The sequence below is a fragment of the Nostoc sp. genome, assembly GCF_036917755.1.
GTDB lineage: Bacteria > Cyanobacteriota > Cyanobacteriia > Cyanobacteriales > Nostocaceae > Nostoc.
On sequence record NZ_JBALFC010000144.1, the window covers coordinates 56,709 to 72,185 of the forward strand.

At 42.8% G+C, this 15,477-nt stretch carries 16 protein-coding genes and 4 pseudogenes; 11 read left to right on the forward strand and 9 right to left on the reverse strand.

Annotation, left to right across the window (positions count from 1 at the left end; translation table 11 throughout):
- Positions 1–124 precede the first annotated feature (124 nt).
- The gene (locus V7L05_RS30670; protein WP_335169870.1) at positions 125–400 is read right to left on the reverse strand and encodes a TM2 domain-containing protein; all 276 of its coding nucleotides are present in this window, start codon (positions 398–400) and stop codon (positions 125–127) included.
- Positions 401–1,081: 681 nt separating this feature from the next.
- Entirely contained in the window at positions 1,082–2,659 is a 1,578-nt protein-coding gene (locus V7L05_RS30675; protein WP_335169871.1) for a CPBP family intramembrane glutamic endopeptidase, read from the reverse strand.
- Positions 2,660–2,877: 218 nt separating this feature from the next.
- Between V7L05_RS30675 and V7L05_RS30680 the strand changes: the two genes are divergently transcribed.
- A complete protein-coding gene (locus V7L05_RS30680) occupies positions 2,878–3,576 on the forward strand; it encodes a Uma2 family endonuclease (RefSeq protein ID WP_335169873.1) in 699 nt (232 codons plus the stop codon).
- Positions 3,577–3,677: 101 nt separating this feature from the next.
- On the opposite strand, the pseudogene V7L05_RS30685 reads toward V7L05_RS30680, so the two are convergent.
- From V7L05_RS30685 to V7L05_RS34910, 4 genes and pseudogenes are all read right to left on the reverse strand, one after another.
- A pseudogene (locus V7L05_RS30685) lies at positions 3,678–3,782 on the reverse strand (Uma2 family endonuclease); the annotation flags it as partial.
- Between the two features lies 1 nt (position 3,783).
- Positions 3,784–4,047: pseudogene (locus V7L05_RS30690) on the reverse strand (hypothetical protein); the annotation flags it as partial.
- A 12-nt stretch (positions 4,048–4,059) separates the two neighbouring features.
- Positions 4,060–4,653 (reverse strand): annotated as a pseudogene (locus tag V7L05_RS30695) (IS1634 family transposase); the annotation flags it as partial.
- Between the two features lie 90 nt (positions 4,654–4,743).
- The gene (locus V7L05_RS34910; RefSeq protein WP_442937832.1) at positions 4,744–4,935 is read right to left on the reverse strand and encodes a DUF4277 domain-containing protein; all 192 of its coding nucleotides are present in this window, start codon (positions 4,933–4,935) and stop codon (positions 4,744–4,746) included.
- Positions 4,936–5,093: 158 nt separating this feature from the next.
- Here V7L05_RS34910 and sixA point away from each other — a divergent pair, with 158 nt between their 5' ends.
- Both sixA and V7L05_RS30710 read left to right on the forward strand, forming a co-directional pair.
- On the forward strand, positions 5,094–5,588 hold the full coding sequence (gene sixA, locus V7L05_RS30705; RefSeq protein ID WP_335169877.1) for a phosphohistidine phosphatase SixA: 495 nt from the start codon (positions 5,094–5,096) through the stop codon (positions 5,586–5,588).
- Between the two features lie 107 nt (positions 5,589–5,695).
- On the forward strand, positions 5,696–6,832 hold the full coding sequence (locus V7L05_RS30710; RefSeq protein ID WP_335169879.1) for a citrate synthase: 1,137 nt from the start codon (positions 5,696–5,698) through the stop codon (positions 6,830–6,832).
- Here the strand turns inward: V7L05_RS30710 and V7L05_RS30715 are convergent.
- Positions 6,808–6,993, reverse strand: a complete 186-nt coding sequence (locus V7L05_RS30715) for a histidine kinase (protein ID WP_335169881.1) — start codon at positions 6,991–6,993, stop codon at positions 6,808–6,810. The genes V7L05_RS30710 and V7L05_RS30715 overlap by 25 nt on opposite strands.
- Positions 6,994–7,201: 208 nt before the next feature.
- On the opposite strand from V7L05_RS30715, the gene nuoH reads away from it, so the two are divergent.
- From nuoH to V7L05_RS30755, 8 genes and pseudogenes are all read left to right on the forward strand, one after another.
- Positions 7,202–8,320: an NADH-quinone oxidoreductase subunit NuoH gene (gene nuoH / locus V7L05_RS30720; RefSeq protein ID WP_335169883.1), complete on the forward strand. Its 1,119-nt coding sequence runs from the start codon at positions 7,202–7,204 to the stop codon at positions 8,318–8,320.
- 144 nt (positions 8,321–8,464) lie between these two features.
- The gene (ndhI, locus tag V7L05_RS30725) at positions 8,465–9,049 is read left to right on the forward strand and encodes an NAD(P)H-quinone oxidoreductase subunit I (protein ID WP_300416687.1); all 585 of its coding nucleotides are present in this window, start codon (positions 8,465–8,467) and stop codon (positions 9,047–9,049) included.
- 83 nt (positions 9,050–9,132) lie between these two features.
- Positions 9,133–9,747, forward strand: coding sequence for an NADH-quinone oxidoreductase subunit J (locus V7L05_RS30730; protein WP_335169884.1), 615 nt, complete (start codon positions 9,133–9,135; stop codon positions 9,745–9,747).
- Positions 9,748–9,806: 59 nt separating this feature from the next.
- Positions 9,807–10,112, forward strand: coding sequence for an NADH-quinone oxidoreductase subunit NuoK (nuoK, locus tag V7L05_RS30735; RefSeq protein ID WP_006199065.1), 306 nt, complete (start codon positions 9,807–9,809; stop codon positions 10,110–10,112).
- A gap of 6 nt (positions 10,113–10,118) precedes the next feature.
- Positions 10,119–11,039, forward strand: coding sequence for an NAD(+) kinase (locus V7L05_RS30740; RefSeq protein WP_335169886.1), 921 nt, complete (start codon positions 10,119–10,121; stop codon positions 11,037–11,039).
- A gap of 464 nt (positions 11,040–11,503) precedes the next feature.
- Positions 11,504–12,295 (forward strand): GNAT family N-acetyltransferase, encoded by a 792-nt coding sequence (locus tag V7L05_RS30745; RefSeq protein WP_335169888.1) that lies wholly within the window; start codon positions 11,504–11,506, stop codon positions 12,293–12,295.
- Positions 12,296–12,390: 95 nt separating this feature from the next.
- The gene (locus V7L05_RS30750; protein ID WP_335169890.1) at positions 12,391–14,055 is read left to right on the forward strand and encodes a glycosyltransferase family 39 protein; all 1,665 of its coding nucleotides are present in this window, start codon (positions 12,391–12,393) and stop codon (positions 14,053–14,055) included.
- A gap of 138 nt (positions 14,056–14,193) precedes the next feature.
- Positions 14,194–14,280 (forward strand): annotated as a pseudogene (locus V7L05_RS30755) (DUF4079 domain-containing protein); the annotation flags it as partial.
- 72 nt (positions 14,281–14,352) lie between these two features.
- On the opposite strand, the gene V7L05_RS30760 reads toward V7L05_RS30755, so the two are convergent.
- Both V7L05_RS30760 and cobU read right to left on the reverse strand, forming a co-directional pair.
- Complete coding sequence (locus V7L05_RS30760) at positions 14,353–14,778, reverse strand: hypothetical protein (RefSeq protein ID WP_335169892.1); 426 nt, start codon at positions 14,776–14,778, stop codon at positions 14,353–14,355.
- 45 nt (positions 14,779–14,823) lie between these two features.
- A complete protein-coding gene (cobU, locus tag V7L05_RS30765; RefSeq protein ID WP_335169894.1) occupies positions 14,824–15,399 on the reverse strand; it encodes a bifunctional adenosylcobinamide kinase/adenosylcobinamide-phosphate guanylyltransferase in 576 nt (191 codons plus the stop codon).
- Between the last annotated feature and the right edge of the window lie 78 nt (positions 15,400–15,477).

Here is a 15,477-nt window from a genome sequence, read left to right on the forward strand (position 1 = left end):
TATAATAGTGTGTCAAGTTGACAAAGTACTAGTAGTCCGTCAATAAATAATTGACGGATAGGTTTGCTGTAGAGACGGCGATTTATCGCGTCTCTTTAACCATCAAAATGAATTTGACAAAGTACTAGAACCAACCCTGCTTATTCACAAAGTAGGTATTTACGAATTCTTCAGGGGACTTATTCAAGTAGATCATGCCTTCAACTAAACCTACAAGTAGCATTATTAACAAGGCGATTCCGTAGGTGAAAGAACCTCCGACTAGAGAAATCACCAACATGATAAAGCCTTCTGAAGGGTATCCTAAAATAAACTTATGAACCCCAAATCCTCCCAGGATAATGCCACAGTAACCAGCTAGAAGTTGTTTGGTTGGGTGAGTGGGGTTGAAATTTGCCATATAAATGCTGCTCCTTGATAACTAAGGTATAAAAATAAACTCTTTATTGGAATTAATTTAAGTAAATGTATTTACTTAATTCCGGGATTTTCAATTTTTTCAGTATAAATAAGCCCCAAGACGAATAATCAAAATTAGCGTGCTTCTCTTCGGGAGGGGACGCTAAGATGTCTTGCGGCATAGCCTGAAAATCTGGCGTTCCTTAATGACTTTTGGTGGATTTGATGATTGCAAACCCTGGTGCGGCAGTTTTGCAGATTTGTAGGCAAGACATTTATCTTGAGAAAAATGAACCTCAATAATCAGCAAAAACTGCTATCTACACCACTTTTTACAAGTCTATCAGTATTATTTCCGGATTTTTTTTACGATCGCTTCCACCGGGACTGAAACGCCATCGCACCAATTACGAGATCAGTAGTGTGGTTAGTGGGAATGTGGAAACCCAAGAGGCATCTTCTAACATCTCGAAAATAGCTAAAATCATCCGAATCAGAATAAATGCTTAACTAGATATTTTGTTGTCTATGTTAACAGCATTCTTTGATTTGCTTTTGCTATTTTCTTAATTTGGTTTTCAGCCAGTATTTATGCTTACAACCAATTAGAACTAGTAAATTGTTCCTACTTATGGAGATGAAAGCAGATATTTTTCTTTTAGACAACAGTAGTAGATTAGTGTTAATTGCTACCTAAAGTGAACAAACTTAATAATGTACCACTATTCCAGAGGCTGTGGAGAAGCATCGGAGCGAGGAGGTTGCGCGATCGCGTGTAAACGACGCCTAAGACAATCCCCAATGCGGTCAGTGGCAGAATTTCCGACAAACTGAGGTGAGCGATCGCAAACAACAAACTACTAACAAAAATCGATCCCCACACGGGTAAGTAACGAGTTAGAGATGGTAGCAAAAAACCGCGAAACAGAATTTCTTCAAAAAATGGCGCTGCGATCGCTGCTGTAAAGAAAAAGATACCAAGTGCTACACCATCTTGGCTTTCCAGTGCTAATTGCAACAGAGGATTACTACCACCCTGCCCTTGCCATAGCTGTTGATTAATCAAAGATACCACCACAACTATCGGTAAAGCCGTGCAATAGCCTCCCAGTCCCCACAAAAACCAGTTATCTTGAAAACGAAAGCGAAACCAAAATTCTGGTAGGGGAAAAAAGCGCTTGAGAGAGAAATACAGCACTAACAGCGCACCAGATGCTACCAGTAAGTAACTAACCAAGACAGAAAACGCCTGAAGTCGGACATCAGCAACGGGACGCGGGATGGGTAGCACCGATATTACCAAGGGTACAAAAATTTGCCCCATGAAGAAAAAGCCGACGACAAAAACCTGCAAAATCGTTTCACCATCCCAAGGTGTTGACCAAGGGAGATCAGCATTTTGAGCTAGTAACGAGGCTTTTCCTTTCAACAAGCGTTGAGCAAATAACAAAATCAGCACTATTAGACCAATTAACGCTGCCAAGGTAGGAATAGTGCCAATAACTGCTAATTTGATTACAGCTTGAGCAGCAGATTCTTGTTGTGCAGCTTTAACTGCTGATAAAGCATCTTGTCGTTGCTGGAGTTGGTATAGCTGAATCAAAGCAGTAGAGCGAAACCAACCTTCCAAATTCTTTTGAATCAACTCTTGAGGATTTGGGAGGAGACGGGGAGGATTGCTCCACAGTCCACTCAATACAGCAGCAGTTTCCCCAAATTCTGGATTAATATCTGAGCGTTGTTGTAATTCGCTCCAAGTCTTGAAGGCTGTATCCGTCTGTCCTTGCTGTGCTTGTAAAATTCCCAGCCGCAAGTTTAATTCCGCCAGTAATTTTTGGAGTTGCTTAAGAGACTGCTGTAACTGTTGCTGCTGTCCCCCTTGAGAGGTTTTAGTCGTCGGAGGAACGTCCGGTAGAGGTTTTGGAGGCGTGAGAGTTATTTCAGGTTGAGAACGTAATTGTGCAAGTTTGTTGTTAACTTTATCCAAATTAGCTTCAACTGATGCACGCGCCTCCTGATATTGCTTTGTGGCGCTTTCTAGGGGTTGCTCACCAAGTATAGCTTCCCGAATCGCCTGGAGATTGTTATCGTTGCTATCTTCTGATTGCCAAGCTTGGGCTTGTAGAGCAATATTGGTTTGGTAGAGTTCTAGGCGACTTTGAAACTGAGGTTCTTGCCAACTATTGAATAAAGCCGAAACTGCCAACAGAACTGCTATCGGTGTCAGTATAAAAATTAAAATCAACCGCTTGAGTGTCATCTATCCCTCTTTTACTAACCAGTGGAGAGCGCGTCCCCCTTGGGAATTATCGCAAGAAAAAGTCACGTCGCTTCGCTCCGAATTCAAAATTCAAAATTCAAAATTAATAATCTCATAAATAAATTTCGGGGCTTGTCAGAGGTAGATAGATATCATCAATATTATAAGTTTGCTATGAATGTGCATAGGCATAGCCCGTCGTAGACATCGCACCCACCATGTTAAATTACAACCCATTGCACTGCTTACCCTCCGCCGAGGATCTGCCCGATTCTGACGATGAACCTGTGGATAATCAACTACAACATTTGATTCCGGGCTTGCTAGAAGCCATTTTAGCTTGGTTGTGGGCAAACCGGATGGATTGGTTTTTTGGGGTTGATATGGGGATATATTACGATCCTGAACTACCGCCGATTGTCCCCGATGGATTTTTAAGTTTAGGAGTCGAGCGAGTTTTTGATGAGAACTTGCGCTTGAGTTATGTGTTGTGGGAAGAAAAGGTGATGCCAATTATGGCACTAGAAGTTGTTTCTCACAGACGGCGTGGGGAATACACTAGCAAAAAGAAACTTTATGCGGAGATGGAGATTTTGTATTATGTTGTCTACAATCCCCAACGCCGGAGAAAACCACCTTTAGAAGTTTATCGGTTTGTAAATGGTGAATATGTATTGCAGCCAGTAAATCTAGTTTGGTTATCAGAGATAGGTTTAGCAATTGGTTATGAGCGGGGAACCTATCAGGGAATTACGCGGGATTGGTTGTATTGGTATGACAAAGAAGGAGTCAGATATTTAACAACAGAAGAACGTGCGATCGCTGCTGAACAACGCGCTACCACTGCGGAACAACGCACTCAAAAGCTGGCACAAGAATTGCGAAGGTTAGGGATAGATCCAGATTATTTGAGTTGATTTTGTAGGGTGCGATCGCTTTGATCATACTGTTACTAATGACTTATCTTCTTCCCAATAAAGTAAAGCATCAAGTTTACCTGATTCTGTAAATGTTCTGGAGAACCTCTATCTTCACCTGTATCTCTCAGCAAGGCTTCAAAGGTTTCCCAGCTAATGTTGTGTAAGACTGTTCTTTGTTCCCCAAGGATCGACTTGACAAGCATATTAAAATACTTCTTCTGTCAGGATGTTAGATAAAATCCCGATAATTTTACCTATGTCATTAATATAATACTCGCTCAAGTCAATTTCAATCACTTGCCCAATAAGTTTCAAAAACTTCCAGTTAGTTCCCGTGGTGACAATACCATAAATTGTCTGAATGTTATTTCCCTCACGCTCATTAAACAATTTAGCTGCTAACATCTCTGCTACACACTGACCTAATGTGGCATTGATATTTTCTTTTTTAGCTTCTACAACCCACATTCCGCAGGTTGATCAGCAAAGGAGATAATATTTCCGACAAGGGGCACCAAAAAACTTGAGAATCCAGCACCGCTCCTCGGTAAGGTTAGCAATTTGCTTTGTTTGGGCGCTCGTTACCAAATGAATCGACATGAAACATTGGAACACCCAAGGTAAAGTTGGAGCGGCAGTCGGTTTCCCCAATTGATTATCAATAGTCTGTTTTGCTCGTAGCAAAGCTTGACGTAAAGCTCTTTGACCCAAACTATAAACAAGCAGGCACAAACCCATAACCATAGCGATCGCTGCAACTCGTTCAGCCGAGTTAAGGAAAACACTGCTCGTAAAGAATAACGGGTCTTTCAGAAATCGGAAACCACGCTCAGTTGATTGTTGTGCCTTATATGGCAGCAGATGATCATCACTTAGTTGGCTCGCGTTCACAACATTTGTTGCCAAGATAAATCTTCCGGCTCTTCCAGTTTCAATATCTATCGCGGTTTGTTTAGGCACAACAGAGGCACGAACCTGGTAGTAAACATTTGCGTTTCGGTCCTTAGGGGGTCTACCACGACCAGTGTGTCGCCGAACTTCGTTGATTTCAATATCAGTGAGTTGATGATTTCTTAACTCATCCCCCGGCTTGAAGCCGGGGGCAAATCGAAGTCATTAGTCATTAGTCATTAGTACCAATGACCAATGACCAATGACCAATGACTAATGACTAAATCGGCGGGCGGCTATTCCTCCCATCCCTTGAAGGGATGGGATTCCCGCCGATTTTCTTTGAGAATGAGTCCCTAATAGATGGTTTATTTGCTCTACCAAGTTCATCTCATCACATATGCCTGCGACTATGCGGCAGTGGTCAATATCCTGTACCCTAATATCTAGTTGAGATGCTGTCATGCTCACCATCATGCGGCATTTACGTCATTCTTCAAAATACAGCATTTACGATCGCACCTGCGGAATGTGGGATTAAGATTAGGACAGGTTAATTCACACCAAGCGTAACTCCTAACTAAGCAAGGGCTACGCCCCACTACGCTAATAAAACTAAAAGTATGGAACTATATTTAATTCGTCATGGCATCGCCGAAGACAAGGGATTAGGCATCAAGGATGAGGAACGCAGCCTTACCAAAGAAGGACGGCAAAAAACTGAGAAAGTTGCCCAGAAACTTGTTAAATTAGGTTTAAACTTTGATTTTATTCTCACCAGTCCCTTAGTGCGTGCCCGCCAAACGGCTGAAATCCTCATAGCAGAAAAACTAAGCTCCCAGTTAGAGGAATCTAGCCACCTCGCCCCCGATGGTGAAATTTCTAGTTGGCTCAAAGACTGGTTAGAGCCAAGAAATTATTCCCAAAATACCCAACTGGCGCTGGTTGGACATGAACCTGGTTTGAGCCATTGGGCAGAAATTCTCCTATGGGGGGAAGTCAAAGCCAGCTTAGTCTTGAAAAAAGCAGGTATGATTGGGATAAAACTACCAGAAACAGGTTCTGCTCTGGGTCGTAGTCAGATGTTTTGGTTGACACCACCCAAGTACCTGCTATAACAGTTTTTCAACATTTCCAATTGTTGTTAGAATGGCTACTGTTATGGTGACAATAATTTCTGGTAAGTTAGCTTGATCAGATATTTCAAAAAGCGAATGGTGTTGCCATGATGGTGTGCGAATACAAGCCTGGTTTAGAAGGCATTCCCGCCGCCCAATCAAGTATCAGCTATGTTGATGGGCAAAAGGGAATACTAGAATATCGTGGCATTCGGATTGAAGAACTAGCAGAAAAAAGTACATTCTTGGAAACTGCTTATCTCTTAATCTGGGGCGAACTTCCAACCAAGGAAGAACTGAAAGCATTTGAGCATGAAGTTCGTTACCACAGGCGAATAAAATACCGCATTCGGGACATGATGAAATGCTTTCCAGAAAGCGGTCACCCAATGGATGCCTTGCAAGCCTCTGCTGCTGCTTTAGGCTTGTTTTATTCGCTCCGCGATTTACATAATCCTGTCTACATTCGAGATTCGGTGGTGCGCCTGATAGCAACCATTCCCACGATGGTGGCGGCGTTCCAACTGATGCGAAAAGGCAATGACCCGGTACGTCCCCGTGATGACTTAGACTATTCCGCCAACTTTCTATACATGCTCGATGAACAAGAACCCGATCCTCTGATGGCGCGAGTTTTTGATATCTGCTTGATACTTCAAGTCGAGCATACAATGAATGCTTCTACCTTCAGTGCTAGGGTGACAGCTTCCACCCTGACTGATCCTTACGCTGTGGTTGCTAGTGCCGTAGGAACCTTGGGAGGTCCCCTGCATGGTGGAGCCAATGAAGAAGTAATTCAGATGTTGGAAAAAATTGGCTCTGTGGAAAATGTCCGTCCCTACATAGAAGATTGTCTGGAACGCAAAGCGAAGATTATGGGCTTTGGGCATCGTGTTTACAAAGTGAAAGACCCACGAGCCACAATCTTACAAGGTCTAGCAGAGCAACTCTTTGAAAAGTTTGGGCATGACAAATTCTATGACATTGCTCAAGAAATGGAACGAGTCGTAGAGGAAAAACTCGGTAGCAAAGGGATTTATCCCAATATTGACTTTTACTCTGGTTTAGTGTATAGGAAGATGGGGATTCCCACAGACTTGTTTACGCCAATATTTGCGATCGCCCGCGTTGCCGGTTGGTTAGCCCACTGGAAAGAACAACTAGCAGAAAACCGGATTTTCCGTCCTACCCAGGTTTACAACGGTCTGCACGAAGTTACTTATACTCCCATTGACCAACGGTAATTGGGCATTGGGCATGGGGCATGGGGCATGGGGCATTGGGCATTGGGCATGGGGCATGGGGCATTGGGCATTGGGCATTGGGCATTAGTTTCCCCCTCATCTCCCTCAGCTCCCTCATCTCCCTCATCTCCCCGCGTCCCCGCGTCCCCGCGTCTCCTCAATAGCCAATCTCAATGCCAACCATAAGTAGAAGTTCTCATCTCGCTTCAGGGTGCTAAAACCATCCAAGGATATACTAGGCATGGGAATTGGTAACAAATCTTCAATCAGACGCGATCGCAGCAAAAATTATAAATGGGTGAATTTACAGTTATTAATTTAACTAATAGTTGTAACTCATCATGACTCGATGTCTTAAAGAGCGGAAACATGAATTCAGGAATTGACCTCCAAGGAACTTTTATTGAATCCCTCCGGGATTTAGGTATACCAGCAGGAACCGCCAAAGCGATTTGGATGCCCCTGCCAATGATACTGATGCTGATTGGGGCAACAGTGGGGGTATTAGTTGCTACTTGGCTAGAACGGAAAATTTCTGCCGCAGCCCAGCAGCGAATTGGCCCAGAATACCAGGGGCCTTTTGGGTTGCTGGTGCCTGTAGCGGATGGTCTGAAGTTGGTATTTAAAGAAGATATAGTACCAGCCAAGTCTGACCCCTGGCTGTTTACCCTCGGCCCAATTATTGTTGTAATTCCGGTGTTTTTGTCGTTCCTGATTGTCCCCTTTGGGCAGAACATCGTAATTAGCAATGTGGGCATGGGCGTATTCTTGTGGATTGCCTTGTCAAGCATTCAACCCATCGGCTTGCTGATGGCTGGCTACGCATCTAATAACAAATACTCCCTTTTAGGGGGGTTGCGGGCAGCAGCGCAATCTATTAGTTATGAAATTCCTTTGGCGCTGGCGGTATTAGCGATCGCTATGATGTCTAACAGCCTCAGCACCGTTGATATTGTCAATCAACAGTCTGGCTACGGCATCCTGGGCTGGAACATTTGGCGACAACCAATCGGTTTTTTGATCTTTTGGATAGCCGCCCTAGCTGAATGCGAACGATTACCCTTTGACTTACCGGAAGCGGAAGAAGAACTGGTAGCAGGCTATCAAACTGAATACTCAGGGATGAAATTCGGTCTGTTCTACCTGGGTTCTTACGTTAACTTGATCCTTTCTTCCCTACTAGTAGCAATTCTCTACTTGGGCGGTTGGGACTTTCCCGTTCCCCTGAACCTGATCGCTGGTTGGCTGGGAGTCAGTGAAGCAAATCCCGTGTTCCAGATAGTAACTGCGGCTTTGGGTATCACTATGACCGTATTCAAAGCCTATTTACTAGTATTTGTCGCCATCCTGTTGCGCTGGACAGTGCCACGGGTACGGATTGACCAACTGTTAGATTTAGGATGGAAGTTTTTGTTGCCAGTTGGTTTAGTTAATCTCCTATTAACCGCCGCGCTGAAACTAGCCTTTCCTTTCGCCTTTGGCGGGTAAGCCAATTTTAGATTTTAGATTTTAGATTTTGGTGAGGCAGTGCGGTCTTGGGGGTTTCCCCCATGAGTAACTGCCGAACCCGGAGGGATTGAATCTAAAATCTAAAATTCAAAATCCAAAATCCAAAAGAGAGAGTCAAACACAATGCTAAAGTTCCTGAAACAAGTTGGTGATTACGCCAAAGAAACGGTACAAGCCGCGCGTTACATTGGTCAGGGGCTTTCTGTCACCTTCGATCACATGCGGCGGCGTCCGATTACAGTACAGTATCCTTATGAAAAACTGATTCTGGGTGAACGGTTTCGCGGTAGAATTCACTTTGAATTTGATAAGTGTATCGCCTGCGAAGTTTGTGTTCGCGTTTGCCCGATTAACCTGCCTGTAGTAGATTGGGAATTCGACAAAGCCAGCAAAAAGAAAAAACTCAACCACTACAGCATTGACTTTGGAGTTTGTATCTTTTGCGGTAACTGTGTGGAATTTTGCCCTACTAACTGTCTATCCATGACAGAAGAATATGAGCTTGCTACTTACGATCGCCATGAATTGAACTATGACAGTGTAGCGCTAGGTCGTCTGCCTTATAAAGTAACAGATGACCCAATGGTTACACCACTGCGCGAATTAGTTTACTTACCCAAAGGTGTCCTCGAACCACATGGACTGCCCGCAGATGCGCCACGTCCGGGTGCGCGTCCAGAAGACTTGGTAGAACAAACAGAAAAATAAATGTCATTTGTCCTTTGTCCTTTGACTAATGACTAATGACCAATGACCAATGACCAATGACAATTGACTAAGGACAAAAAACAGTGAATCTAGCGGAAGGAGTACAGTTAGTATCACTTGGCATACTGGGCGTGATGATGATTGGGGCGGCCATTGGTGTGGTGCTGTTCTCCAGCATTGTCTATTCTGCCTTTATGCTGGGGGGCGTGTTCATCAGCATAGCGGGAATCTACCTGTTGCTGAATGGTGATTTTGTTGCAGCCGCACAAATACTAATTTATGTTGGGGCGGTTAACGTGCTGATTTTGTTTGCCATTATGTTGGTGAATAAGCGGCAGGATTTTGTACCATTTGCCAACTCTTGGGTGCGGAAAGTACTTACGGGTATAGTCAGTGTAGGATTGTTTGGTCTTTTAAGTACGATGGTACTGGCAACCCCTTGGGCTTACTCAACTCCTCCTGTAGTGGGTGGTGAAAGTTCTATAGTTTTAATTGGAGAACATTTCTTCACTGACTTTTTATTGCCTTTTGAACTAGCTTCCATTTTGCTGCTGATCGCAATGGTAGGAGCAATTATTTTGGCACGTCGCGAGTATTTGCCAGACCTATTGACACCATCCAAACTGGGGCAAACTGTTTTGACTTTGCAAGAACGTCCCAGAGAACTGGTATCAACAACCAGCGAAACAAAAGAGTAAGATTTGCGACTTCATTCGCAGAGAAACAAGCAGATTTTTGATGAGGAATACCCAGATTCATGCAACTCCAGTACTTTTTATTACTAGCGGCAGCTTTATTCTGCATCGGCATCTACGGTTTAATTACCAGCCGCAACGCTGTGCGGGTGCTGATGTCAATTGAGTTACTGCTCAATGCTGTTAATCTGAATTTAATGGCATTTTCCAACTTCCTTGACTCAACATTAATTAAGGGTCAGGTTTTCACAGTATTTGTGATTACCGTGGCGGCGGCCGAGGCGGCGGTGGGTTTAGCGATCGTGCTGGCCATTTATCGCAACCGCGATACCGTCGATATGGAGCAGTTTAATCTCCTGAAGTGGTAATTGTGCGTGCAACTCAAGCAGGTAATCATTGCTTATAAAGCGCGGGATGCCCGGAGTAAAGAATGGGCAGAAATCTGTGCGAAACAACTAGAAAGTCGCCAGTGCCAAGTGTTGATGGGGCCTAGCGGGCCGAAAGACAACCCTTATCCAGTCTTTTTGGCTTCGGCGGGTCAACCAATCGATCTCGCTTTGGTACTCGGTGGCGATGGTACTGTTTTAACCAGTGCCAGACATTTAGCCCCAGCTGGCATCCCAATTCTGGGAGTGAATGTGGGAGGTCATCTGGGGTTTTTAACTGAGTCAGTGGAAGAGTTTCAGGATACGGAGAAAGTTTGGGATCGGCTGTTTGAGGATCGCTATGCTATCCAACGGCGGATGATGTTACAAGCTGCGGTGTATGAGGGTCATGGGTCTAATTTGGAACCAGTGAGTGAGCGTTACCTAGCTTTGAATGAATTTTGCGTCAAACCCGCCTCGGCTGATCGAATGATTACCTCAATTCTGGAAATGGAAATCGACGGTGAGGTAGTCGATCAATACGTTGGGGATGGGTTAATCATTGCTACTCCCACAGGTTCTACTGGTTACACCGTTTCCGCCAATGGGCCAATTATGCACGATGGTATGGAGGCGATTACCATCACTCCGATTTGTGCAATGAGCCTTTCTAGTCGCCCCCTTGTTTTACCCCCTGGTTCTGTGGTGAGTATTTGGCCTTTGGGGGATTACGATTTGAGTACCAAGCTGTGGACAGATGGAGTTTTAGGGACTTCAATTTGGCCGGGACACCGCGTTGATGTGCGGATGGCAGATTGTCGGGCTAAATTTATTATTTTGCGCGAGAACAATTCCTACTATCAGACGCTAAGGGAGAAGTTGCTTTGGGCAGGTACAAGGGTTCACTACAGCAATAATCACCGTAATTAATTAATTAAGTATTTTAGCGTGCATTTACCACAGATTGCGCGGTAGGCTTCGCAACCAAAATTATCCAAGCCCCTGGATTCATCCGGGGGCTTTCTGCCCTGATTGTGACTTTCTTTGCTGATACCGTTTCACTTTAATAATCATACAAATACGTTGTAGGGGCACACCAATGCTGTGCCCCTACGATAAATCTATATGTATCAGGGTTTGTGTGAATTGGTATGACTTGCATTTATAGCGCATATCAAAGGAGAATTTTGTATCTTATTGCCAGATTTTTTGGGAATTAATGCCCATAATAAAAGCACTCTACCCCTAATTCAAGAGAGTAAAATAAGCTTTCTTGAGGTTCTTTTATCGAAAACCGTCCCAATCACGCTTCGACACATTAAGCATAATGTGAGCTATTTGTATAGTGCCTAAATCCTAGTATGATATTTTCGCAAATCTAAGTAGGAACATAGATGGAAGTTTCTGGACGCAACATCAATTACTCACTGAATCCTCCCGATCTTGAAGATTTTCCCGTCCTTCAAACTGAAAAATATATCCTACGGCTGGCGTCAACTGAAGCAGAATTAGAATCAATTTTTCGGTTGCGCTTTGAAGTTTTTAATCTTGAACTAGGCTTAGGATTCTCTGCTTCTAACTTTACCCAGATGGATATAGATAAGTTTGATGCGGTTTGCCATCATTTAATCCTAATCTCCAAACAGACGGGTAAAACCATTGGAACTTATCGGATGCAAACCTATACAATGGCTTCTCAAAGACTAGGCTTTGATGCTGCTGATATATTTAATCTTAATGCAATTCCCAATTCTGTGCTTCAGGCATCAGTTGAAGTTGGGCGTGCATGTATAGCTAAAGAATACCGCAACAGTCAGGCACTTTTACTACTATGGAAAGGGCTAGCAAATTATCTCATCTGGACTAAAAACCAATATTTCTTTGGCTGTGCATCGTTACTAACACAATGTCCTTGGCAAGCTACTTCCGCTTATGATTATTTTCAGCAGAATGGTTTGATGCATCCAAGTATTTTAGTTTATCCCAATTCACAATATTCTCTTGAAATGCCTCAAAACTCTCCAGAACCAGATAATTTTGAAATTCCTAAAATTTTGCAGGCGTACTTGGATATTGGATCTAAAATATGTAGTATTCCAGCTATCGACCGACACTTTAAGACTATTGATTTTTTAACTATATCTAATAGCAAAGACTTTGCTAGATGGCGTTACCAAATTTTGTAAAAGTTCTCTTTTGCGCTAACGAATGGAAGTCGCAGCTACAGGAATAAAATCCGCCTGACTGAATTATTTTAAACAATTTCTTGGAAAAACTACTTATGCACCATCTCAAATTTGCTCCGAGTTGGTTGCGATTTTTAATTATTTTTTTATTGGCGATGGGTATATTGTTTCGCTTTTTTAACCTTGATGGCAAAGTTTACTGGCATGATGAAACTTATACCTCATTGCGGATTTCTGGTTACACAATTAATGAAGCAAAACAGCAACTTTTTAATAATCGTGTCATTGGCGGAGAAAGTTTTGCCCAGTTTCAAGGTGCAAATCCAGAAAAAAGCTTAAATGACACAATTATGTCTTTGGCAAAAGAAAATTCTCAGCATCCACCGTTGTATTACGTAATAGCGAGATTGTGGATGGAAATCTTTGGTAATTCGGTGACGGCGATTAGAAGTTTATCTGCCTTTATCAGTTTGCTGGTTTTCCCTTGTGTTTATTGGCTATGCCGAGAATTATTTAATGTGCCATTATCAGTTCCTGGTGTAGCGATCGCACTCATGGCCATCTCTCCAATTCATCTAGTATACGCCCAAGAAGCACAAGAATATATTCTCTGGTTAGTCACTATATTGCTATCCAGTGCATCTCTACTGCAAGCAATGCGGCTGGAATCACATGATAAAGATCAGCTAGCAAAAAAACGACAACCACCAGATTTATTTGCTATTTGGAGCATTTATGCAGTCACTTTAGCCATCAGTCTTTATACATTTATTTGGAGTGGATTTGTCGCAGTTGCTCACGGAATTTATGTGATGGTCACTGCCAAATTTCAGTTGACTGAAACTGTTAGAACTTATCTGATAGCATCGCTGGTAGGTTTTTTAGCCTTCATGCCTTGGCTAACAATTGTTTTTGGTGAGTTTTTTAATTTTTTGATTTCAGCAGATAAGACAACAACGCAGTCATTTTTAATGCCTATATTTCCATTTATGATGATGCAGTTAAGCCGGATTTTTTTTGATATAGACCTTAGCTTAGACAATCCTATAGGCTATTTTATTACACCATTTTTTTTAACTTTGGTAGGATATTCAATTTATTTTCTTTGTATAAAAACTAACTATAATGTCTGGTTTTTTATCATCACATTGATTGTAGTCCCAGCACTACCTTTCATACTGCCAAGTTTAATTGCTGGGGGCATAGAAGCATCTACCGAACCATATTTCATCCCATCTTATTTAGGAATTCAAGTAGCTGTTGCTTACCTACTAGCTACGCAACTATATAATGGAAGCGTGTCACGCCGGAGAATTTGGCACATAATCATCGCATTAGTGATTATTTGTGGTCTGATTTCTTCTAAGGTGAGTTCTCAGGCAGAAACTTGGTGGAATAAAGGTATAAGCTATGACAATCCACAAGTTGCCCAAATCATCAATCAAACGACTCGCCCACTTTTGATTAGTGATGCTTTGGGCAATAATTTTGGGAATGTCTTTTCTCTGAGCTATCTTTTGGAACCAAAAGTGCGATTTCTATTGGTGAACAACCAAAAAATTCCCAAAATCCCTGATGGGTTTACTGATGTTTTTTTACTCAATCCTTCAGATATTTGGCACGAAAAAATCGAAAAAAAGTATAAGTTAAAAACAGATATTGTTTCCAGTGACAACTATTATTCGGTTTGGAAATTGGCTAAACCTCCTAAGTTGCGCCAACGTAATATCTCACCTAAGAATAAATTATCTGCAAGTTGATAGTAATGTAGGGGCACAGCATTGCTGTGCCCCTACGAGTGGTATGCCAGTTCGCCCAAGTCGGGAGACCCGCCCACGCGACTGGCTCCTGTATTCGATGCAATTGAGAACCGCTATAATCTTTTATAAGATATTCAAATATTTGCTGATTTTCTTGGTCTTTTACATCCAGCGATCGCAATTATATTCGTGTTTCCAATCATCGGTACAGTGGTTAATTTTGCTTGACAAACACGCCAACGCAGATTGCAAATTTTAGCCGGGAATAAGAGCAAAATTCCCAAGCACCAAAGTGAACTAAGAGATTTCTAAATTATCTACAAGCCGATCGCTAATTGTTTTGAGTTGGTCTTGAGTCTTAATTGGCTCTCGCGGTGCTGGTAATTCAGTATTAGGCCAGTTAGGTAAATCATTGCAGGGACATAACAACGCCGCCGTCCCGACGTTTCGCTTGGCTACTGGCATATTGCAACGGCTACAAGGTAGCATATCCCATGCTGGTGTCAACAGTTCAGCAATGGTTTCATGTGTACCCTCTAAGTAACAGTCACCCGATTTCGGTGAGATAATTTTTTGCCAGCACTCTTCAAATTCTTCACTATAGCGATCGCCATTTAGCACCGATAGGGGCAAAAAGCTTGCCTTCCCGTTGCCCGTAATCACTTTCTTACCCAACTGGAACCAGTAGGCAAGGTATCCTCTAACTTCTTGTTTGGTTGCCATAATACAATTTTAGATTTTAGATTTTAGATTAATTTGAATCAATAGTTAAGAATCTTGACTCCTGAATGTTCCAGCATCACCTCTATTTGGCAATGGCGAACCAAGGACGCTGAGATTGAGAACATGACCACCAGTAACTAAATAAACAGTATCGCTGAGTACACTTAGCTGGCGCACTAAAGAACCCAGGCGATCGCGGAACGTCCTCCCCAGGAGATAAGCTGGTACTACACCCCAACCCACCTCTTCTGCTACAAACAGCATATCAGCAGCAACCAGATCCACCGTCTCTAACAACTCTGCAAGGATGTTTTCCCAGCTAGATTCATCGTGTTCCAGGAGATTAGCAACCCAAGTTCCTAAAGAATCAACTAAAAGGCAGGTATAGGGTTTGGCATCAGCAAGGGTAGCAGACAGTTCCACAGGTACAGATAAAGTTACCCAATCTTGGGGACGACGTTGTTGGTGTTCTAAAATGCGTTGATGCCACTCTTGATCATCTGGGTTATCGGTGGCTGTTGCTACGTAAACAACTGCTTTTCCTGACTGCATGGCCAGAGTTTCCGCCCATTCACTTTTACCAGATCGTGCTGGCCCTGTTACTAAGATGATTTTACCCAAAGTTGTTTCCTGAGAATTTTAACAATATATCTACGGTTGCAATTTATCACCGCAGTTTTTTACTTCATCGGTGAGATT